This window comes from Alicyclobacillus acidoterrestris, from assembly GCF_022674245.1.
In the GTDB taxonomy this organism is placed as follows: domain Bacteria; phylum Bacillota; class Bacilli; order Alicyclobacillales; family Alicyclobacillaceae; genus Alicyclobacillus; species Alicyclobacillus acidoterrestris.
On sequence record NZ_CP080467.1, the window covers coordinates 1,507,890 to 1,529,019 of the forward strand.

The following is a 21,130-nucleotide window of genomic DNA, read 5'->3' on the forward strand; positions in this document are numbered from 1 at the left end:
CCCTAGGTTGGATGATAAAATGATTCCGTTTGTATGAATCCTGACTAATCAGGTCATGTTTGCATCGCCTATTCTAACGTTAGGGCTTTCGAAGTGCAAGAGTTAGTCCGCGCTAATTTACGATGTATGGGGTCGGGAATTTCGTCTGTTGCGATGGATTGATTGGTTGCGGTTCTAGTTGCGGTTCTATGCAATCGCAAGGGGGATCGATTACGCCCCGGCGGCAAGGTACCGTCGGGGCGTAATCGACATGCGCTTCGGTTGAAGGTTCTAGTGACTTAAGCCAAGGGGCGGAATACAGCGAATGGGCGCGTGTATTTGAACGGTTCGCTCAACTCGTCAAGGCGCTGCAGCGTCTCGGCAGACAATTCAATCTGTGTGCTCACTGCGTTGTCGGCGACTTGCTCAGGACGCGAAGCGCCGACGATGACCGTCGACACAGACGGGCGATGCATCAGCCAAGCGATTGACAAGGCCCCGGCGGTCGTCCCCAGTTCTTGAGCCAGCGACTGAACCGCGTCGCCGAGTGCGATACGCTGTTCGTCGAGGCGCTGTTTGAAGTGAGGTTCTTTCTCTATTCTCGAGCCGCTTGGCGTCTGACCACCAGCGTATTTGCCGGTCAGAATGCCACCTGCGAGCGGGAAATACGGAATCATGCCGACACCTTCCGAGAGGCAGAGTGGTTCTAGTTCCACTTCTACGGTTCTATCTGCCAGCGAATAACACGGCTGAATCGCCACGTAGCGGCTGAGGTGTTCGCGTTCGCTGATGTTGAGCGCCTTCATCAACTCCCAAGCTTGGTAGTTGGAAGCGCCAATGTAGCGAACTTTGCCGGCGCGAACGAGGTCATCCAAGGCGCGCAACGTCTCTTCGAGCGGCGTTTTCGCATCGAGGGTATGTATCTGGTAGAGATCTACATAATCGGTCTGCAGGCGGCGAAGGCTCTCGTCGATTTGTTCCATGATCTCTCTCCGTGACGATCCGCCCGCGTTCGGCGCCTCCCCACGGGGCATGCCGACCTTCGTGGCGAGGATGACATCTTTGCGCTTGCCGCCTGCGAGCGCCTTGCCGATGATGGTCTCGGAAGCCGTGTTGGTATAGATGTTCGCGGTGTCGATGAAGTTGATACCGCGTTCAATCGCTTCGTTGAGGATGCGGATAGACGTCGCTTCGTCAGCGCGGCCGCCGAACGAGTTGGTGCCAAGGCCCAGTGCGGAGACTTTGAGACCACTACGGCCTAAATAGTTGTATTTCAAGCCAGATATCCCCTTTCTACGATTCATCTCAAGGTTAGTGTACCGTAATCCTCTGGCAACACCAAACGGTCGGGCACGTCCGCCATCTCGCATTCTCCCACGCTTTGCGTTACCCTGAAAAAAGGAGAACGTGAAGGGTTAAGGGGGCTTCAGACGTGCGACGGGGCCGGTTTGCACCTAGCCCGACGGGCGAGTTGCACATAGGAAACGCGTTTACGGCTGTATTGTCTTGGTTACAGATGAGATCTGCCTTTGGCGCGTTCGTGCTGCGTATTGAGGACATCGATGGGGCGAGATCGAAATCGGAATATGTACAGCAGACCTTAGCTGATTTGCGCTGGCTTGGTTTGGATTGGGATGAGGGTCCCGACGTCGAAGGGCCCTACGGGCCGTATTGTCAGCAGGAACGGCTTTCGCTTTATGAGGAAGCACTGTCGCAGTTAGAGGCGCATGGGCGGCTGTATCCGTGCTTTTGTAGCCGCGCGCAATTGGCGCAGGTCGCGTCCGCGCCACACGGATTGTTTGCTGATGAGCCGCGATATCCGGGAATTTGCCGAGATTTGACGCCAGCACAACAGGCTGAATTGGCAGTGCACAAGCATCCGGCGCTGCGGTTTCGCGTGCCTGAAGGGGAAATCTCCTTTGTCGATGCGGTTGCTGGCGTTCAGCGAGTGGATATGGCGATGGGCGGAGATTTTATTGTCCGCCGCGCCGACGGTGTGTTTGCGTACCAGCTCTCGGTGGTGGTCGACGACGCCGAGATGGGTGTGACGGACGTGTTGCGCGGGATGGATTTACTGCCTTCGACGCCACGTCAGATTGCGTTGTACAATGCGCTCGGCAAGCCGATCCCGATGTTCGCCCATGTGCCGATTGTCTTGGATGTCATGGGACAGCGGCTGGCGAAGCGCAATCGCTCCATTACGCTGCGGGCGATGCGCGAAGCAGGTGTAGCTGCTGAGGAAATTTTAGGCGTGATTGGTTATTTGGCTGGTTTTTGCGACACATGTCAGCCGATTTCTCTAGATAATTTGACTGATAGGTTTGAGCTCGCGAAAGTGCCCAAACACCCCGTTCGATTGGACGCGATGTCTGCACGGGTCCTTCACTTGAGGGATGTGGGCGCAAATGAGGAGGCAGGATGACAACATGGCAACTAGATGGTTGATTAGCACGGACTTAGATGGGACGTTGTTGCATGCAAATGGGTACCCAAGCGCGCGTGCGCGTGCGGCGTTTGCACGGATTCACGAGGCGGGACACGTGATTGTGTTGGCCAGTGGCCGGCACTGGGACCATATGGAGCACGTGGCCCAGTTTCTTGGCGTGCCGTGCTATGTGGTGGCATCCAATGGCGCGTGGATTGGGCGGCAGGATGGGCAAGTACTCAAGCATCAACGGATTGACGCGTCGATTGCCAAAAGGCTTGAGCAGGCACTTGTCGGGTTGCCCACGGTGGTGACGGTGACGACAGACGACGAGCGCTTATTGCTGCGATCGGGGGACGAAACTATCCGGACGCGTTTCGCGTGGCCGGCGCGCGTGGTGGACGAGATCGGGGACGAGGCAGTCTATAAATTGACGGTGCTCATGCAGGACGGTGTGATGGAACAGGTACTTGCGAGATTGACCGCTGCGTTTTCAGACGAGGACATCGAGTTTACGCGCACGGACGACCGGACTGTCGACATCAACGCGAAAGGGATATCGAAAGGACAGGCGATTGCACTGTTGGCGGATGGGATTGGGATTGAACGCGGGCATACCATCGCCTTTGGCAACGAGATGAACGACGCTTCGATGTTGTCTCAGGCAGGGATTGGCGTGGCCGTCGCCGACGCGAATCCGGATTTGTTTGCCTATGCCGACACGCGCACGCACGCGTCCTACGAGGACGGCGTCGCGCGGTGGCTTGAAGCGTTTTTCGTCGATGAACAGGTGTCCTAAGAGGTGGGCACTTGAAACAGGAGGCAGGCATGATGCGAAATGAGGATGCGGTTCGCTTTGCGTTACACGGTTATGGATACATTGGGCGCGTTCACGTGTTGGCGAGCCAGTTGAACATCGCTGCGGCAGTTCCGGCACCAGTGACCATCTGGGATACGGCCGTCGTACGCCATCTCGACAGCGCGAGTGCGCACCAGGCGAAAAAGACGTTTGCGTGCGTTACAGATCAATTGTCGGCGCTTGCGGACAGGGATATCGACGCTATCGATATCGCCTCCCCGAACATCGCCCACACCGCAGCGATTGAGCACGCTGTGAAGGCTCAGTGGGGAATTTACTGTGAGAAGCCAGTGAGCCATACGCTTGCGGAGACAAAACGGCTCGCGGCGCTCGTCAACAGTGCAGGTCTTACCAATCAGGTTGCGCTCATTTACCGGTTTCATCCAGCTGTCATCGAGGCGCGAGATTGGATCTCGTCTGGCTCCCTCGGCCGCCCTCTGACATTTCGAGCGGAGCTCATGCACGGCGGTTATTTAAACCCCCAGCGCGCAATGTCTTGGCGCCTCGAGAACAGCGTTTCGGGTGGCGGTGCGACCATCGATTTAGGAATCCACCTGTTTGACACGATACATATGCTGCTCGGCCAGGTTGCGCGCGTCTCGGCCACCACCGAGACATTAGTAAAACGCCGTCAGGGGGCGTCCGGCGAGCAGGTCGTCGACGTCGATGACTGGGCATCGGCGACATTGTGGATGCAGGATGGTGCGGTTGGCACCGTTGAGGTATCGCGGGTACACTATGGACGTGAACGGGATTTTATTGAAATTGTCTGCGAAAAAGGTGTCGTGTACATTCCACTCGACGCGTATTGTGGCGCCCAAGTGCATACCTATCGCGCCGATGTGACGTTCGCTCCACCCAAGCACTCGCCTGTCGTTCAACCACTTGGCGCAAAATTTGCGGCCAATGCGCATCTCAATCTGCACGCGACGAGTCTCGCCGCCTTTACACAGCGGATGGCTGGGGCAGAACTGGACATTCCCGTTGCCACCTTCGACGAGGCGGTTGCCGCGCAGGCTGTCGTCGAAGCGGTCCTTGCCTCTGGGCAGCGTGCAGGTGAGCACGTGGTTATCGCGTGACTGTGTTAAGATGAAGATCGAATAGGGGTTACTAGGGAGAGAAGTCGTTACGGTGGAGAAAAGTCGTTGCGGGCGACGGCCTTGTGTCACGAATCTCGATTTCAATGAAGGAAAAGCTAAACCTGGAGGGATGAGATATGGTTGGAATATCACAGTTGTGGATAGACGGAGAGTGGGTCGATGCGAAGCGTCACGTGCCGCTGGAGAATCCACACACGGGCGAAGTGATTGCACAAATCGGCTATGCATCAGTCGATGACGCCCGCGACGCAATTGAGTCGGCGCGGCGAGCATTTGAATCGTTTCGCAAGGTGCCAGCCTGGCAGCGCGCACACATTCTGCGATCTGCGGCGCAACTGATTTCTGATAGAACCGGGGAGTTGGCAGAGACCATCGCACGCGAGTCCGGGAAGCCGTTGAAAGCCGCCCGCGGCGAGGTCGAACGGACGGTACAAACCTACCTGTTTGCAGCCGAGGCCGCGCGGGATATTCGCGGTGAGTCGGTGCCACTCGACGCAGCGCCGCACGGCGAAAATCACACGGCGTACACGATTTATGAACCAATGGGCGTCGTGGCGGCGATTACTCCGTTTAATTTCCCGATGAACCTCGTGGCCCACAAAGTCGGCCCCGCAATTGCGGCGGGGAACACAATTGTCTTAAAGCCCGCAGAGCACACACCGTTGTCCGCGCTCGTGTTGGCCAAGATCTTCAAGGATGCTGGCCTCCCGGATGGTGTACTCAACATTATTCCAGGCGACGGTAAGGAACTTAGCGAGATTCTCACGACGCACCCCGATGTCGCATTCGTCACCTTCACGGGCAGCCCGCGCGTCGGCAAATTGATTCGTGCTCAGGCTGGTCTGCGCAAGGTCACGCTGGAATTGGGATCGAATTCGCCGCTCATCATCGACGAAGGATTCAGCGATACGGAACTGAGCAAAATTGCCGACGAAACGACCGCGGGGGCGTTTAGCTACAATGGGCAAGTCTGCATCTCCATTCAGCGCATCCTGGTTCACCGCAGTATCTACGACAAGTTCACGCAGATGGTGGCCGAGCGCGCCAAAGCGCTGAAAATCGGCAATCCTCTGGACGAAGACACGGACATTTCCGCGCTTATCAACCAGGATGCGGCCGATAGACTGGCGACGTGGCTCAAGCACGCCGTGGACAAAGGCGCGAAAATTGTCACGGGCGGCAAGATTGATGGGCGCGTGATGGAGCCTACCGTCCTGACCGACGTTCCTGCAGATGCAGAGTTCAGCCAGGAGGAAGCTTTCGGGCCAGTCGCATTGTTCGCCCCGTTCGATGACTGGGACGAGGCGATTCGCGTCGCGAACAGCACGCCGTACGGCTTGAACGCCGGTGTCTTCACAAAGAATATCGATCACGCCCTCCACGCCACCCGCGAACTCCAAATGGGCGCGGTGCTCATCAATCAAATCCCGACATTCCGCGTCGATCAGATGCCTTACGGCGGCGTCAAACAGAGTGGCACTGGCCGCGAAGGCGTCCGCTACGCGATGCAGGACATGATGGAGATTAAAATGGTCGCCTTCCGCACGGGCGCGTTTTCTGAGTGACCGCCAATCGGAATCCGCGCACTGCCCGCCGCCGGATCGCATTGACGGGCGGTAGGCGGTAGGCGGTAGGCGGTAGGCGGTACAGATGCGCGGATCGGAAACTGTGACAGGTAACACAAATAGGGCCGATTTTCGGCCCTATTTGTGTTGGTTGGGGGCGTGGAGCGGAGTACCGTGGGCCAGGGCGAGGGAGGCACCCTGCGGCGCGGCGCCCGAGATGTGTCTGATGCTCCTGGTGTGCCCGGCCATTCGCCGATTCGCCGGCAGCCGGCTCAACGATCCGTCGGCACTCCGCGCCGCCCGGCCCGGAGATGTCTTATTAAGACAGGAGCGCGTCTTTTTGTGCCAATAAGACATCAAATCTGCGCTAATCCCGTGATTTTTGCCTTTATCGGGCAGCTTTTCAGTAGATAAGGCATTTCAGGTGTCTTAAGTGCTCCAAATCTAGCGGAAGTCCGGAAATAGTGCACAAATTGTGCCTTATCTGCGCCGATACGCCCGGCCCCGGTCCCCACCGCGCTCCCGATGCCCCATCCCGCCAACCGACTGACGCTGTAGACGCATCAAATCACGCCTTCGGCGGCCGTGCGCACAGGTAGTGAATCGGTATGCCTTGAGCGCGGAATTTCTGCTCGTACTCGGTTTGGACAAACTGGCTGGAAATCGTGCCCCCGGCTCCCACGCCGCTGGTTCCCATACTCCCGGCTCCCACGCCACTGGCTTCCACACCGCCAGCCTCCACGTCCACTGCCGCAAATCCCCGTTCGACGCGCAGCAGCGACCAGCCTGCATCGGCAATGGATTCGACAGACCATTCAAAGAACGCCTGGTTGTCCGTCTTTTGCTCGAGTACGCCGTCCTCGGACAGCAGGCGGGCATAGATGTCTAGCTTTTTGTGCGCGGTCAGCCGGCGGTTTGCATGGCGGGCTTTCGGCCACGGATCGGAAAAGTTCAGGAAGATTTGTTGGACGCGATGCGTATCCAATTTGGGTGCAATATCCTCGATGTCGCCGATGATGAACAGGACGTTCGTCAGTCCCTGTTCCACAGAAGTAGCGGCGGCTTTGGCGATGACTGCGGGAACTTTGTCGATGCCTATGAACATCACATCTGGCCACAGTTTTGCCATTTGGCGTATGAAACCACCTCGGCCGCAGCCAACTTCGATGCAAATGGGTTTATCTATTGCCTGAAAGGTGTCGGTCAGGTCGTCTTTGCGGTTGTCGCGCAACACTGCCGCCCCTTGTTCTAGCCACTCAGGTAAGTGGCGAGCTCCACGGTAGCGCATACGGAGCCTCCTTACTCAATTCATCTTTTGCATGGTACATTACAATCAGGACAAAGGCAAAGTGGATTTGGTAGATGACAGGCGGATCGAGGGGGAGTTTTCCATGAGGAAGGAAGCGCTGTTAATCATTGATATGTCGAACGACTTCGTCGCAGATGACGGTAGTTTGACTGCTGGCAAAAGGGCGCAGGCCATTGTTCCCTACATTTTGCAGGTCTCGAAGCAGATGCGGGACAACGGGAACTTGGTGGTCATCTGCATGGACACACATCAGCCAGATGATTCGCACTTTCAGGAGTGGGCGCCGCATAATGTTGTCGGATCGTGGGGGCATCGGCTGTATGGCGAGCTCGAGGCGTGGTATGAGTCCGCCAAGGACGATTCGGACGTCCTCTTTGTTCCAAAGCAGAGTTACAACGCTTTTCATCGGACAGGACTCGCGGATAAACTTCGGGAACGCGGCGTGGACACGGTTCATATCACGGGTGTTTGCACCGACATTTGCGATTTCTTGACTGCGGCGGGCGCTTACGACGAGGGGTTTCAAACGGTCGTTCACCGGCGCGGTTGCGCGACCTTCACTGCGAATCACGATACGTTTATAGAGCAGATGGCGCTTTGTTTCCACACCAAGATAGTCGATTGAACCCACCCTTCAGCGCGTTATGCATAAGGGCGTACAAGGGGCGTTTCGCAACAGCAGGGCTACACCGTCGTCCAGTGTGCCCCTCCGTCGGTGGTCTTTAGTAGGGTTGGCGTGAGTGTATCATTTTGAAGCAACAGCCAACCTACTTGGCCAAACATTTGGAAGTCTTGTACAGTTGTCGTGTCATCAGCCAAGGAGTCCGGAATACTTCCGACAGTCCTCCAGTCCTGTCCGTCGTCATCACTGTGCATGACGATATCTCGGTCGTCCTTTCGCGACACGACTGTCGCCGCTGATTCGCTCCAAGTCAGGGCTTGGACATTGCTGACGGACAACGTGTGCGATATCAAGCCACCCTTCATTTCCTTGGCAATCATCAGAAGTTTGTCGCCGTCGGGTGACTCCACAAAAAATTCCGCGTGCTCCATTCCGTTTTCCAGCGTGGGCGTAAATGGTGTTACATCCGTGACGGAGTCTGTTAGATGAATTCCGGTCAGGGAATCGAGAACAGTCTGCCAATGCCGCCCCCCGTCTGAGGTCTCTTCCACAATGGGAGAGTGGGTCAGCGGATCCACCGTGGTGAGGATGCCGTGTACGCCGTCTTGAGAAAAAGTCATATCGACATCCACGCCATTGTGGGGAAGGGCAGCGGTGGACGAATTTACCTCCTGCCACGTCATTCCGCCATTCGTGGTGCGGTACAGATATTTGGGCGCTGCACCGCTGGCGCCATCGCCGAGTAACAACATCCACCCGTATTTGGGCGTCGTAAAGCAGATTTGACCGATATGCGTCGCGTCTCCAGGCGATGGAACCACCACTTTGTGCCACAGGTGGCTGTCATGGCTGTCGTCGGTCTCGGTGCTTGTCAGTACGTGAACCCCGTCCGCCTGCATGAACGCGAGCGCCCCTAGGTATCCATTCGCTGTGCCGATAAAGTAGGCATCTGTGTAGCCAATATTGCCCGGGCCTAGTGACGAGACGTCATATGATGGTATCGCAGGTGGTGCAATATTTTGCCATGTTACACAGCCGTCGGTGGTCTTATACAGTTTGAACGTATGCCCAACGTATCCCCACGCAAAGCCCTTCGAAGTGTCTAACATCTGCAGATGTGCGTCGCGCAGGTGCAGTTTGTCTTCGAAGGTGGCATCGCCACTGCTTGTAGCCGTTAGCGGGTTGCCTTGGGCTGCACTCGTGTCGGTTGATTGCTCAGCGGCACTGTGGTCGGGTTTGGATGTGACACTCGCTGGAGTAGAACGCGCGAATGGCGTCGTGCAGCCAGCCAGGCAAAAGATTAAGAGACAGCTGCAGGCCACGCGTTGCAAGGGAGCGAATTGCACATGTGTCACATCCTTTCCATTCCTGATGGGCGCTCGTTGGCATCTGTTTCAGTCCTGAGTATTTCAAATGCGTGTCAACGGACGCCGAGATCTCGCTCGCTCTTGGCACGCGCTTGTGCGCGAAGTTGGCGGCGCCAGTACAATACGCCATCGACGACGAGAACCCACAGGATTGATAAGGAGCCTGCCACCAGGAAGCCAAGCATGGGCAGCTGGCAAATTGGGCCGACGACAAAGGCGATAGCTTGCGCTTCAATTGACGTAAATAAAATGACAATGCCGAAGTGGCGGAACAGCCACTGCTGACGGGGTGTTAACAACATATTCGATCCCGCCGCGCGCGTCAGTTTCCGATCAGGCTCAGAGTCTGCTTCGGATGGCGCCTTTTTTACGGTGCTGTCTGTTTTTACGAGAACGCGGCTAAATAAGTAGAGAAATCCGCCAATCCAGGCCCATAACGGCAGCGAACCGAGGTGTTCGTACTGACCTGCATAAATGCCAATCATGAGAATGGGCTTTTTGATTTCGTCAAACGTATGGTCTATCCAGTGGCCAACTTTCGACGCCATGTTCATTTTGCGCGCCTTGTACCCGTCCGCACAGTCGAGGATGTACGAGATGTGGAACAAGATGGCACCCATGACGAGCGCGAGCGGCGTGGCGAAGTAGAACACCACGGCTGACGCGATGGCGAACAACATCGAGATGACCGAAATAGCGTTTGGTGTCAAACGCGTTTTGCACAACCACTCCGAAATCGGAACGGACAGCGGCAGCGTTGTGTACGTATCCCACGGCTTTGGATGGCGCACGTATGGACTGTCAGCACAACGAAAGAAATAGGTATCTGTAAACTTCACTTCAAGACCTTCCCTCTGAATTCATCGTACACCTTGTGTACAGCCGCGGCATTGACCGCGACACTATCTCTGAATGGACTAATCATTAAACGGCGACAGTTGCTTGTCAAGTGTTGTCACATCCCATGATTTTCATCAGGGTGACGCGTCTTCTATAATAAGGAGGAGACGATGCTTCGGCGGCGTGTCGGAATGATATCGCAAGTGCAAGGAGTTGTCTGTTGTGACTGATTTTCCACTATTGTTGAAGTCCATTTTATATCGCGCCAATCTCGTCTATCCCGAGCAGGAGATTGTTACGCGCACGGCGAGCGGACGGCGGCGCTATACGTACCGTGACATGATTGGTCGCGCGGCGCAATTGGCACATGCACTCGATCACGCCGGAATCACAGCAGGAGACAGAGTAGCTTCGTTTGCGTGGAACCACGACAGACATCTGGAATTGTACTACGGGGTGCCATGCTCTGGACGCATTTTACATACAGTGAATATCCGCCTTTCCGCGGATCAATTGGTATACACCATCAATCACGCGAACGACAAAATTCTGTTCGTGGACGAGGACCTCGTGTCGCTGATTGCACCCATTGCAAGTCAATTGCAGACGGTAGAGCGATACGTCGTGTTGACCGACAAGCTCGACGTCTCCGACGTATTGCCAGGTGCAATCTCCTATGAGGCGTTTATCGCCGATATGCCGGATGTCTACGACTATCCAGACTTTGCCGAATCGACACCTGCGATACTCGCTTATACTTCTGCGACGACGGGTGATCCCAAAGGTGTGCTCTATTCGCATCGCGGCCTATACCTGCACGCTTTGATGTTTATGACAGGGTATTTCGCGTTGGACGACTCGGATGCAAGTCTGCCGATTGTCCCAATGTTTCACGTGAATGCCTGGGGGCGTCCGTTTTGTGACCTCTGGTCTGGCGCGAAAATTGTCTTGCCTGGCGCGCGGCCGAGCCCGGCGGATATCGCTGATTTGATTGTGAGTGAAGGCGTGACATTTAGCGCCGGTGTGCCAACTGTGTGGATGGGGATGCTGGAACATGTGCGAAAGCATCCTGGAAAGTACGACTTTCGTCGCGTGCGGACGCTCATCAGCGGTGGACAGGCACTGCCAGAGAGTTTGGTGCGAGCGTACCAGGAGGAGCTCGGCGTCGCCATTTATCAAGGATACGGTCAGACGGAAACGAGTCCTGTGACATTTTTGGGCGCTCCGAAACACACGATTTTGCAATTGTCTGCTGACGAACAAATTCGCTACCGCACCAAGACCGGGCTACTTGTGCCCGGATTGGAGATGAAGCTGGTCGACGATGCCGGACGACCTGTCCCGCACGACGGCGTGTCGCGGGGAGAACTCTGGCTGCGCGGACCTTGGATAGCGAACGAGTACTATCGCAACCCGGAAGAGACAGCACAAGCGTTTGTCGATGGGTGGTTTCGAACGGGCGACATTGCGACGATGGATGAAGAGGGCTATCTGCAGATTGTAGACAGGAGTAAAGATTTGATTAAGAGCGGTGGCGAGTGGATTTCCTCCGTTGACTTGGAAAATCTTTTGATGGCGCACGAGGATGTCGTCGAGGCGGCGGTCATCGGGATTCCAGACGAGTTGTGGCAGGAACGGCCGTTGGCGTGTGTCGTGTTGCGAAGAGGCGCAGATCTCAAACAGCCAAGCGACGCGCTGCGCCAATTTTTGCGGGGGCGAGTCCCGAACTTCTGGATTCCGGAGGCATTTGTTTTTTTGGATGAAATCCCGAAGACGAGTGTTGGCAAGTTTGCGAAGAGAACGCTTCGCGAGCAATACCGCCGGGGGGAGCTCGCGGTGCAGGCTTAGCATCCCGGCGGACCGCACAAGGTGTCAATCGCGAATATCGTCTGGATTGTCGACGGGTTTGCGCGCCTGCGAGCGGGCGTGTTGAATATCGGAGTGGGGGTCAATGCGCCCCGCTTTCGTCATCAACCGCTGCAGTTGTGGGAAACGGCGCATGACTTGAAATACATCCATCTGGCGCTTTTCATCGTCCATCTTCATCCCTCCAACTACGAAACGCCTTGACACACCCACTGTCGTAGGATGCCGATGTCCGCTTAGCAATATGTTGTCTTTTCGTTGCGAATGGTTTGCGAAATGTTGTGCTGGACGTTTGCTGCGGGTTTGCGGTACGCTCAAGCTGAATGGCACAGGGACGGTCATTTGGTTTGCTGCGTGTAACTAGAGTACTGTTTAGGCGGTGCGGGTATGGTAATGTGTGACACACCGCGTAGCAAGCGCATCCCAGGGGTAAAAAGAGGAATTTGTCATGATTAAAACATACTTCTACAAACATGCAGACGGGACCATGCATCACGACGTAGACTTGAACCAAATAAGCACCCTCCTAGCGGATGAGCGAAACCTCCTGTGGGTTGACCTGTTTGACTGGCAACCGCGCGATTTGCAGTGGTTAGGGCGGATTTTTTCGTTTCACGCACTGGCGATTGAGGACTGTATTTATGACTCGCCGAGATCGAAGGTCGACCGTTACGACGGTTATGACTTTTTCGAACTTCACGCGCTTCGGTACAACGAAGACCGCGACCCTGAAATCGACAGCGAGGAACTGAACGTCTTTTTGGGGAAAAACTATGTGGTCACGGTACACAAGAATCCAATTGAGTCCATCGGCAGAATTGCGGATGTCTCGCGCAAGACGCCGCACTATATGACGAAGGGGCCCGATTACCTGCTGTACGCGATTGTCGATGGTATCACCGACACGTATTTTCCGATCATCGAGCGGATTTCCGCCCGTATTGACGAGCTCGAGGTCGAAATCTACGAACATCCGGCCTTGGCGATTACGGAAGAGTTCTTGTCGTTGAAGCGGACGATTGTGCTCATGCGCCGCGTGATCGATCCACAGCGTCGGATTTTCTCGACGGTGGGTACGGGCACTCGCTACACGTTCGAGGTTCACAAGGACAACGTACCGTATTATATGGACTTGACGGACCACCTGGAGCGCATTTCCGATTCCATTGAAATTTTTCGCGATCTCGTCAGTAGTGCGCTGGAGACCTATTCATCTTATGGAACGGCCAAGACGAACGAAGCCATTCGCATGTTGACCATCATCACGACGCTGACGGCCACGTTGACGCTGATTACGGGTATTTTTGGAATGAATGTCCCGTTGCCTTTTCAGCGGTCATGGTGGAGTACGGTACTCGTCGTCGCAATCATGGTGGGCTTGTGTATATGGATGATTCGGGTGTTTCGAAAGCGCAATTGGATATAAGTAATCCAATTTACCTCCTTCGTTGGATGTGATACCATGATGGTTCACGAATTCAAACGCTGGAGGTATCTTCATGATGGAATCGGGTTCATTCGATTCTGCCCCTAAAGATCCACTTCAGGAAGAACGCGACCATTTGGACTACGTACTCGCACAAATTCGCAAACAACTCAGCCGAGACGGTACAAGACTTCTCGAAATTGACGAAGATGAAGATGCCGATGAGGCGCTTACCGCGGATGAAATCGCGGATGCGACAGTTGAGGACTTAGCGCGTGAGCGGTTCCGCAAACTTCGCATGGCACAGCGCGAACCGTACTTCGGTCGCATTGATTTTCGCGCCGATGGCACGGAGCAGGTTGAGATGATGTACATCGGCAAGCGCGGTGTGGACGACCCAGATACGGCACAGCGAATGATTCTCGACTGGCGGGCGCCGGCGGCCAGTGTGTTTTATTCGTTTACGGGACAAGGGGACGTGGCCGCCTATGAGTCTCCGGAAGGCACCATCGAGGGAAAAGTCTATCTCAAACGCAATATCGTCGTTCGCGACGGCGAGTTACTGCGCGTCGTCGATAGTTACGTGCATGGCCAGGAGACGACTGCCACGACGGACGAGTTCTTGCTGTATCGCCTGGCGGAAAATAAGGACAGCCGACTGCGCGACATCGTATCCACCATCCAGGCAGAGCAAAATGACATCATCCGGGCGGACAAAAACCTGGCTGTGGTGATTCAAGGGGTAGCGGGCAGTGGTAAGACAACGGTTGCCCTTCATCGCTTAGCCTATTTGTTGTATCAACATCAGGAGAAGATGGCGGCAGAGCGAATGGCGATTTTTGCGCCGAACGCGATGTTCGTGGATTATATTTCCGAGGTGTTGCCTGAGCTTGGCGTGGGCGGCATTCAGCAGACCACGTTTGCCAACTGGGCGTTGCGCATTCTCGATTACGAGGTGGGCTTAGGCGATGTGAGCCACCGCCTGCGCGACTGGTTCGGGCTGAAGGAAGCGGGCGCTCGGCGCGCGCAATACCGGGATGTGGAGCAGAAAGGAAGTCTTGCATTCCGGGATGCGCTGGCCGATTATCTAACAGAATTTGAAAAAACGTGTGTTCCTGAGCTCGATTTTACCCCGTTTCCTGGTCACACGCTGCCGTATACGAAGATTGCCGCCTGGTTTCACGAGGAATACAGCAATTATCCGCTACATCAGCGGCGCACCCGCGTAATGGGCCGCGTGAAACGCTGGATGGAAATGCAACTTAAAGACTTCCCCGACTTCGATAAGAAGGCGCAAAAACGAACGGCAACGGCAAATTACCGAGCGTACGAGCGCCAGTGGCCAGATTTTACGCCGTTTGCGATTTATCGTTCATTTCTTGCAGATCAGCCGGGCATCAGTTCGGTAAGCATTCAACCGCCGAAAAAACGCGGTGCGCGATACGAAGTTCAAATCGAAGACCTGGCGCCGATGCTCTATATCCATTGGCGGTTGTACGGCGTGGATGCAAGAGACAGGTTCCATCACGTCGTGATGGATGAGGCCCAGGATTTTTCTCCGTTCCAGCTCGCCATCATGCGCAATTATTGTCCCAGTGGATCGTTTACCATCCTGGGTGACCTGTCGCAAAGCATTCATACTTATCAAGGAATTACAGATTGGGATGCGTTTCTGTCACAGTTTCCGGAAGGCAGCTCCGCATATTACCAGTTGGATGTCAGCTACCGTTCGACCTTTGAAATTATTGAGTTCGCCAATGCCATCATTCGACCATTTCGTCAGTTTCGCGAGGCGAAGCCAGTGTTTCGCAGTGGGGAACCTGTGGTCGTTGAGGAAGTCGATTGGCGCACCAGACTCGATGACGCCGTTGACAAACTTAATGAGTTGCGGCAGACCGCGACCACAGTGGCGTTGCTGACGCGCACCGAAGAAGATGCACACGTCTACCATAACGCTTGTCTCGAAGCGGGACTGGATGCGCACTTGATTGACGCCAAGCAGAGCGAATATCACGGCGGTATCTCAATCGTTCCGATTTATTTAGCCAAGGGACTCGAATTTGATGCAGTGTTGCTCGTCGATGTCGATGATCATCACTATGACACTTCCTCCTTGTCCGCCAAATTACTGTACGTCGGTTGTACGCGGGCACTTCATAAACTGCACGTCCACTATACAGATCATCTCTGTGCACTGATTCCACCATCGGACGTGAGCGAACGGCACAGCGCCACCTAATAAAGGTTGGCGCTAGTCGCCGTCGCTGACGCACGTTGGTCCACCCGAATTGCACCTACCCTTTCAGCCGATGAGACTAACCTGTTAGTAATAACAACGAAAATTATTGAAAACTTTTTGATGCGATTGTGGTATCGTTAGCCTATCGGTACGTATCGGAAGCAGAACAGGCGCGGGATCACTTTTGTCGAATGAGGTGTGGCCATGAAACAATTCGGGGATAATCGCACGCGATTTAGCGACGCGTGGGGTTCTGAGGCACTTTGTCAATGGGATGCAGGTCTACACGACGTGCGCATTTCGCAACATCATCGCGACGGTGTGGTGCGGTTGACGGTCGACGTCGTGATCAAGTGTCAATCAAGCACGTACCCACTCTCTGTCGATGTCGTCTTGACGCATCCTGACGGCACAATGGAAGCGCTATCTCAGCCGGTTGTCGAGGGAACTGCGCAAGTGGTTATCGAGGTTACCCAGCCAGCGTTGTGGTGGCCAGCCGGCTACGGCAATCAGCCTCTGTACCAATTGGAGACAAGTGTTGTGCGCGGTCGAGAACGCCTCGAGCGCCGCAACTTCACGATTGGTCTGCGGACAATCGAAATTCGACGCACAACTGAGGAGTTTGGAGAGGCGATTGCGTGTGTTGTCAATGGGATTGACCTATTTCTCAAGGGTGCTACTTACTATCCTGAACGCACCCCGGATGGACGGATAAATTCGGCGCGAATGCGACACCTGCTCCAGGCTTGCGTGGAAGCAAATTTTAATATGATTCGTGTGGCAAGTGGCGGGGAATTCCCAGAAGACGAGTTTTACGACTGTTGTGATAAACTAGGCCTCATCATATGGCAGACGTTTACGGCTCCGAAACAAGCGGCGGTTTGGGGGGATGATGCAAAGAATCGGTGGGTAACCACTGTCCAGAATGAATTCTTACGGATTTTTCACCATCCCTCTTTCGGCATTTGGTCGCTTGATCGCGCGCGTGTGACGAGTGACAACCCGATGAAGTTGCGACCATCCAGTGGCGATTGTGTCTGGAAACGTTTGGGTTTGGACAGCACGCGGCCAAAGCTTGTGCGTTCCAACCGGAGAATCGGCTTGGAAGGCGGGTTCAGGTTTGCCAAAGATCTCGCCGCGCGCATGTATCTAGTAGAACTGCAGCGGGCCAAGGCGATTCGAAGCGAGGTAGAAGCCGCTCGTCGCCAGCGAATCGGCTCGATTGGCATATTGGATTGGCCGTTAAATCAACGTTGGCCGAGTATTACATGGTCCAGTCTGGATGGTAGCGGACAATGGCAGGCACTTCATTACTTCGCTCAGCGGTTTTATGCACCGGTGCTTGTCAGTGCCTGTTCTAATGATACCCGGGTAACATTACACGTCACGAACGACCGTGTGACGCCGGTGGAAGGATTGTTAGACTGGCAGTTGTTGAGTCATGTCGGTGAAGTCATCTTGTCTGGGCGAGTTCCCGTTTGCGTCGCCGGATTGTCTACTTGGCAGTTACCAGAGCTCGATTTTTCCGAAGAACTCATCAGTGCTAGCAGTCGCCGTACATTGTCGTTTGCCTACCAATTTGAGTGCAATGGCGCGCTCTTGTCGGCGGATACTGTCCAGTTTTGTCCTGTGAATCGCTACAACTGGGTTGATCCGGCTTTACGGCTTCAGGTGCGAGACGTGGGTGACGCGTTTGAGATTGTGGTGTCGGCCAAGCACCTTGCAAAATACGTAGAGCTTCGTCTCGCGGGAGGCTATCGATTTTCGGACAATTTGTTTGATGTTGTACCAGGCCAACCGAAAACGGTTTACGTACGCAAGTCCTGGCTGTTTGAACCGTTGAGCGCTTTACAGTTCGTGGTTCAGTTACACGTCATGAGTTTCTATGACAGTTATGCTGGCGCGTAAGGGCTGTGTCTGCAGGCGCTCCGGGTCACCTATATTTCCGATGGCATATCGTATACACTTGTTAGAATTATCCGGTGCATTGCGTCGAATTGTGGAGTGATGTTTTTGTCAAAAAAAGTGACCATGCAACAAATCGCAGATCTTGCTGGCGTTTCTAAATATGCTGTTTCGAAAGCGTTGTCTGGACAAAGTGGTGTCAGTCAGGAAACGCGCGATCGGATTGTTAAGATTGCCACGCAGCTGGGTTATTTTATTCAGCCCAGGGCGACAGCTTCCGCGAGGAGACCTGTACAGTCCACGACTCGCAAAGCCAATACCGTCGTCATCTTACTTCCAAATATTCGTATGCAGAATCGAGCATCGAGTTATTGGGGACGCATTGTCGACGGCATGATTGAGGCGCTGAAGGAAAATGATTTAAATATGATGCTTGTGACGGAACACGCGCCGGAGAATTTTTTAGCCGTGCTCAATCCAAGTGGATTGCTTGGCGTGATTGGTGTAGGGCTCGTCGATAACGCCATTTTGCTGGAAATCCGAAAGCTTTCCATTCCGTTTGTGCTGGTCGATCATGAGGACGATACCGTCCCTTCAGATTGTGTATTCGTCAATAACTTTGACGCATCAACTCGGCTGACCAATCACTTAATCGGGCTTGGGCACACCAAACTTCAGTTTATTGGCGATATCTCTTATGCGGAAAGTTTTTTTGAACGCTGGTTGGCTTTTCGAACGACACTGGAACGCAACCATATTCCGCTCGTGCAAAATGAAGCATTTTTACAGGAGCAAGGAAGTAGCCGTGAAGAACATCAGGCGAAAATTACAAAGGAAGTCGAACAAATGCGACGCGATGGCCAATTGCCGACGGCTTTTGTCTGCGCGAACGACTCGATTGCCATTAGCACAATTCGGGCGCTTGAGTCGTTGGGCATCGATGTGCCCGGCGAGGTGTCGGTGACGGGGTTCGACGACATTGATGACGTGTTCGAGGTGACCCCGGCCCTGACGACCGTTCACGTGGACAAGGAGGCGCTTGGAAAACGCGCCGTCGAAATGCTGTTGCGCAGAGTGGAGATGCCTGGCGCCAAGCAGGAGAAACTGCTCATGTCTGGCGACGTGATTTTTCGCGATTCCGTCGCACCCATGAAAGCCGGGGTCGTGTCATGAGTGATAGCGAATGGAACCGCCGTCGAGCACCGTGACACCATCGACGTGTGACAGGTCCTGTAGCAGCTTTCGAACGGCGAGATCTTTTTGTTTGGCTTCAATCATCATGTCGAGATCTGTGTCGAGGGGGCGGACGAGATCGAGAAAATGGCACAGTTCGTCCACATTGACAAAATCGGCGTGGGCTCGAAAGTCCCGTGCACTTTTAGGCGAGGACATGTGGACTTTTGGGACTAGTTGTGTGTCTTTCCAAGTCGCAAAGATGTCTTCGAGCATCGGGGAGAGGTCTGTTTGTCCGTCGTTGTTGCAGTAATGGTGATGTACGTCTAGTGTCATGGGGACGCCTAAGTGCTGGCAGATTTTGAGTGTGTCTCGCGCGGTGTAGGTTTTGTCGTCATTTTCGAAGAGAATGTGTTGTTTCACTTGGTTTGGTACGCGGTTCCAATGATGATACAGGCGTTCGATGGCCGATGTCTTATCTCCATATGCGCCGCCCACGTGAATATTGAGTTTGGCAGTGGTGGACAGGCCCATCGTTTCAAGCAAATGGACATGACGCTCTAAGACGTCAACGGCGTTGATGAATACGTCCTCCTTTGGGCTGTTGAGAACGGTAAAGTGGTCAGGGTGAAAGCTGACGCGAAATCCTTTGTCCGTGACATATTTTCCGATTTCCTGTAGCTGAGGTCGCAATTCGTCCATAAAGTCTATGGACTTGGTGACCTCGTGTCCGTATAGGGGAATGAGTTTGGATGAAAAACGGTATATGCGAATGCCTTCGTAAAACGCATACTTGAGAATCCGCAGCGTGTTTGCCAAATTCCCTTCAGCAATGCGCAAAATGCGGTTCAACGCGGCTTGCTCATCTGCGGTTTTTTGAAAGGTCGCCATTGTCATCGTTTTGGAGGGCGATGCATTTTGAAGACCCATCGCCATGGCCACAAAACCAAACCGAACCAGCACGTGACATTGCCCCTTGTTCACACAGGATGTGTGACGGGGCAATGTGTTCTGCGTTGTGCCATGGCGCGAATCACTACGCGGTTTTTGGAAGCCGTACACTCATGATGATGACGCATGCGCCAATGACGGCTAGGATGACGCCTAGAATGTGAATTTGCCCCGTCGATAAATGTTGCCCAAACAAGAGCCCCAATAACACAGTGGACAAAATCGTACCCATATACCGCGCCATCTGAAACAGGCCAGAGGCGGTACTAATGATTTCTTTTGGGCTGACTTTAAAAAGCGCTGTCTGCAATCCTACGTTGTTAAAGCCGTTACTGAGGCCAAGCACCGAGAACACCACAACGAGCCACCAGACAGGGCTGTGATTCTGCAGGGTGATGTACAGGCCGCTACCCACAGTCATGAATACCCCGGCTAGGATGAGCGGAGGTCGCGAACCTGATCTCGCGACCCAGCGGCCCGTGATGGGCGAAGTGATGACGCTGAATCCGGCGATGCAGAGCATGAGCAACCCTGCTTGCTGGGTGTCATAGTGACGTGCTTCTTGCAGGTACGTGGGCATTCCAAAAAATACGGAATAGAACACGACATTGACGACGGTAAATTGAACCAACACCCATGTGAGCGGCAAATTGTTCCGAAATAGTGAAAAGCTTAGGAACGGCGTATGCGCCCGCGATTCACGCCATCCAAACAAGCCAAACGCGACGATGGCGACAGGCAGCGCCCACCATGCGATATGCCCCGTGAGTGACAGGAGAAACACCAAGGCCGTGATAATGCCGATGGCGAACAGGGTGATTCCAGGGATATCCATTTGGCGTACGACCTGCTGAACGGGGGTTTTTGCCCCTTCGTTGCGGCTGAATTTGTCAGACGGCAAGATGAAGATGGACAGTAGGAAGCTGGCGATGATGAACGGGAAATTTATCCAGAAAATACCTGGCCAATCGGTGTAGTGCATAACAATGCCGCCAAGCGATGGACCAAATGCGGCGGCGCCAGATGAGAAGACCGCGAGAAAAGCGAGTGCTTGGGACTGGCGCTCTGTGATATAGTTTCGCACAATGCCCATGCCTGCTGGATAGATGGCACCGCTGCCCAACGACTGAATCAGTCGGAACACAATCAGCCAGGCAAACGATGGAGAGAATGGAGCCAATGCGCAGGAACCCGCTACGAGAATCAGGCCCAACAGAAATAGGCGTTTTCGCCCTAGCATGTCGGCTAGTTTGCCCATGATGGGCTGCGCGATGGCACTGGCCAAGTAATAGGATGAAATCAGCCACGAGACGGTGTCAAAGTTGTCGTGAAAGACATTTTCAAAGCGCGCCATCGCCACCGAAATCATGGATGAGTTCAATGGATTGAGCAACACGCCAAGGGCGATGGTGATGAGAAACAAGTTTTTATTTCGAACTTTAAATGGTATTGCAGTATTGGTGGATACTGGGTTACTACCCATCGAGGAATGCCCCCCTTTTTC

17 protein-coding genes are annotated in these 21,130 nt (G+C 54.3%); 10 read left to right on the forward strand and 7 right to left on the reverse strand.

Translation table 11 applies throughout. The features are described from left to right. Nucleotides 1-278 precede the first annotated feature (278 nt). Complete coding sequence (locus tag K1I37_RS06910) at nt 279-1,256, reverse strand: aldo/keto reductase (RefSeq protein ID WP_021297553.1); 978 nt, start codon at nt 1,254-1,256, stop codon at nt 279-281. A 155-nt stretch (nt 1,257-1,411) separates the two neighbouring features. Here K1I37_RS06910 and gluQRS point away from each other — a divergent pair, with 155 nt between their 5' ends. The 4 genes from gluQRS to K1I37_RS06930 all read left to right on the forward strand — a co-directional run bounded on the left by gluQRS (nt 1,412) and on the right by K1I37_RS06930 (nt 5,928). Further along, the gene (gluQRS, locus tag K1I37_RS06915) at nt 1,412-2,401 is read left to right on the forward strand and encodes a tRNA glutamyl-Q(34) synthetase GluQRS (protein WP_021297554.1); all 990 of its coding nucleotides are present in this window, start codon (nt 1,412-1,414) and stop codon (nt 2,399-2,401) included. 4 nt (nt 2,402-2,405) lie between these two features. Then, complete coding sequence (locus tag K1I37_RS06920; RefSeq protein ID WP_021297555.1) at nt 2,406-3,203, forward strand: HAD family hydrolase; 798 nt, start codon at nt 2,406-2,408, stop codon at nt 3,201-3,203. 11 nt (nt 3,204-3,214) lie between these two features. Further along, on the forward strand, nt 3,215-4,342 hold the full coding sequence (locus K1I37_RS06925) for a Gfo/Idh/MocA family protein (RefSeq protein WP_081654181.1): 1,128 nt from the start codon (nt 3,215-3,217) through the stop codon (nt 4,340-4,342). Nucleotides 4,343-4,479: 137 nt separating this feature from the next. Further along, a complete protein-coding gene (locus K1I37_RS06930; RefSeq protein ID WP_021297557.1) occupies nt 4,480-5,928 on the forward strand; it encodes an aldehyde dehydrogenase family protein in 1,449 nt (482 codons plus the stop codon). Nucleotides 5,929-6,496: 568 nt separating this feature from the next. Here K1I37_RS06930 and trmB read toward each other — a convergent pair. Then, nucleotides 6,497-7,216 (reverse strand): tRNA (guanosine(46)-N7)-methyltransferase TrmB, encoded by a 720-nt coding sequence (trmB, locus tag K1I37_RS06935; protein WP_021297558.1) that lies wholly within the window; start codon nt 7,214-7,216, stop codon nt 6,497-6,499. Between the two features lie 103 nt (nt 7,217-7,319). Here trmB and K1I37_RS06940 point away from each other — a divergent pair, with 103 nt between their 5' ends. After that, on the forward strand, nt 7,320-7,862 hold the full coding sequence (locus K1I37_RS06940) for a cysteine hydrolase family protein (RefSeq protein ID WP_021297559.1): 543 nt from the start codon (nt 7,320-7,322) through the stop codon (nt 7,860-7,862). A gap of 59 nt (nt 7,863-7,921) precedes the next feature. Here the strand turns inward: K1I37_RS06940 and K1I37_RS06945 are convergent, their stop codons facing one another. Continuing rightward, on the reverse strand, nt 7,922-9,205 hold the full coding sequence (locus tag K1I37_RS06945) for a WD40/YVTN/BNR-like repeat-containing protein (protein WP_021297560.1): 1,284 nt from the start codon (nt 9,203-9,205) through the stop codon (nt 7,922-7,924). 74 nt (nt 9,206-9,279) lie between these two features. Continuing rightward, the gene (locus tag K1I37_RS06950; RefSeq protein ID WP_021297561.1) at nt 9,280-10,065 is read right to left on the reverse strand and encodes a CDP-alcohol phosphatidyltransferase family protein; all 786 of its coding nucleotides are present in this window, start codon (nt 10,063-10,065) and stop codon (nt 9,280-9,282) included. Between the two features lie 223 nt (nt 10,066-10,288). Here K1I37_RS06950 and K1I37_RS06955 point away from each other — a divergent pair, with 223 nt between their 5' ends. After that, nucleotides 10,289-11,914 (forward strand): long-chain fatty acid--CoA ligase, encoded by a 1,626-nt coding sequence (locus K1I37_RS06955; RefSeq protein ID WP_021297562.1) that lies wholly within the window; start codon nt 10,289-10,291, stop codon nt 11,912-11,914. Nucleotides 11,915-11,938: 24 nt separating this feature from the next. Here the strand turns inward: K1I37_RS06955 and K1I37_RS06960 are convergent, their stop codons facing one another. Beyond that, entirely contained in the window at nt 11,939-12,106 is a 168-nt protein-coding gene (locus K1I37_RS06960; RefSeq protein ID WP_021297563.1) for a hypothetical protein, read from the reverse strand. 274 nt (nt 12,107-12,380) lie between these two features. On the opposite strand from K1I37_RS06960, the gene K1I37_RS06965 reads away from it, so the two are divergent. From K1I37_RS06965 to K1I37_RS06980, 4 genes are all read left to right on the forward strand, one after another. Then, nucleotides 12,381-13,358 carry a magnesium transporter CorA family protein gene (locus K1I37_RS06965; RefSeq protein ID WP_021297564.1) on the forward strand — a complete coding sequence of 326 codons (978 nt, stop codon included), beginning with the start codon at nt 12,381-12,383 and terminating at the stop codon, nt 13,356-13,358. A 73-nt stretch (nt 13,359-13,431) separates the two neighbouring features. Further along, entirely contained in the window at nt 13,432-15,597 is a 2,166-nt protein-coding gene (locus tag K1I37_RS06970; protein ID WP_021297565.1) for a HelD family protein, read from the forward strand. A gap of 204 nt (nt 15,598-15,801) precedes the next feature. Beyond that, entirely contained in the window at nt 15,802-17,505 is a 1,704-nt protein-coding gene (locus K1I37_RS06975; RefSeq protein WP_021297566.1) for a beta-mannosidase, read from the forward strand. A gap of 99 nt (nt 17,506-17,604) precedes the next feature. Further along, nucleotides 17,605-18,675: a LacI family DNA-binding transcriptional regulator gene (locus K1I37_RS06980; protein WP_031219010.1), complete on the forward strand. Its 1,071-nt coding sequence runs from the start codon at nt 17,605-17,607 to the stop codon at nt 18,673-18,675. On the opposite strand, the gene uvsE is transcribed toward K1I37_RS06980, so the two are convergent. Continuing rightward, nucleotides 18,670-19,638, reverse strand: coding sequence for a UV DNA damage repair endonuclease UvsE (gene uvsE, locus K1I37_RS06985; protein ID WP_021297568.1), 969 nt, complete (start codon nt 19,636-19,638; stop codon nt 18,670-18,672). The two genes, K1I37_RS06980 and uvsE, sit on opposite strands and share 6 nt — an antisense overlap. Nucleotides 19,639-19,711: 73 nt before the next feature. Beyond that, complete coding sequence (locus K1I37_RS06990) at nt 19,712-21,109, reverse strand: MFS transporter (RefSeq protein ID WP_021297569.1); 1,398 nt, start codon at nt 21,107-21,109, stop codon at nt 19,712-19,714. Between the last annotated feature and the right edge of the window lie 21 nt (nt 21,110-21,130).

What these genes read in the sequence shown, in the direction of transcription:
- K1I37_RS06920 (WP_021297555.1), top strand. Translation starts at nt 2,406, where the DNA reads ATGGCAACTAGATGGTTGATTAGCACGGACTTAGATGGGACGTTGTTG.
- K1I37_RS06980 (WP_031219010.1), top strand. Translation starts at nt 17,605, where the DNA reads ATGTTTTTGTCAAAAAAAGTGACCATGCAACAAATCGCAGATCTTGCT.
- K1I37_RS06975 (WP_021297566.1), top strand. Translation starts at nt 15,802, where the DNA reads ATGAAACAATTCGGGGATAATCGCACGCGATTTAGCGACGCGTGGGGT.
- K1I37_RS06960 (WP_021297563.1), bottom strand. Translation starts at nt 12,106, where the DNA reads ATGGACGATGAAAAGCGCCAGATGGATGTATTTCAAGTCATGCGCCGT.
- K1I37_RS06940 (WP_021297559.1), top strand. Translation starts at nt 7,320, where the DNA reads ATGAGGAAGGAAGCGCTGTTAATCATTGATATGTCGAACGACTTCGTC.
- K1I37_RS06930 (WP_021297557.1), top strand. Translation starts at nt 4,480, where the DNA reads ATGGTTGGAATATCACAGTTGTGGATAGACGGAGAGTGGGTCGATGCG.
- K1I37_RS06990 (WP_021297569.1), bottom strand. Translation starts at nt 21,109, where the DNA reads ATGGGTAGTAACCCAGTATCCACCAATACTGCAATACCATTTAAAGTT.
- K1I37_RS06970 (WP_021297565.1), top strand. Translation starts at nt 13,432, where the DNA reads ATGATGGAATCGGGTTCATTCGATTCTGCCCCTAAAGATCCACTTCAG.
- K1I37_RS06965 (WP_021297564.1), top strand. Translation starts at nt 12,381, where the DNA reads ATGATTAAAACATACTTCTACAAACATGCAGACGGGACCATGCATCAC.
- trmB (WP_021297558.1), bottom strand. Translation starts at nt 7,216, where the DNA reads ATGCGCTACCGTGGAGCTCGCCACTTACCTGAGTGGCTAGAACAAGGG.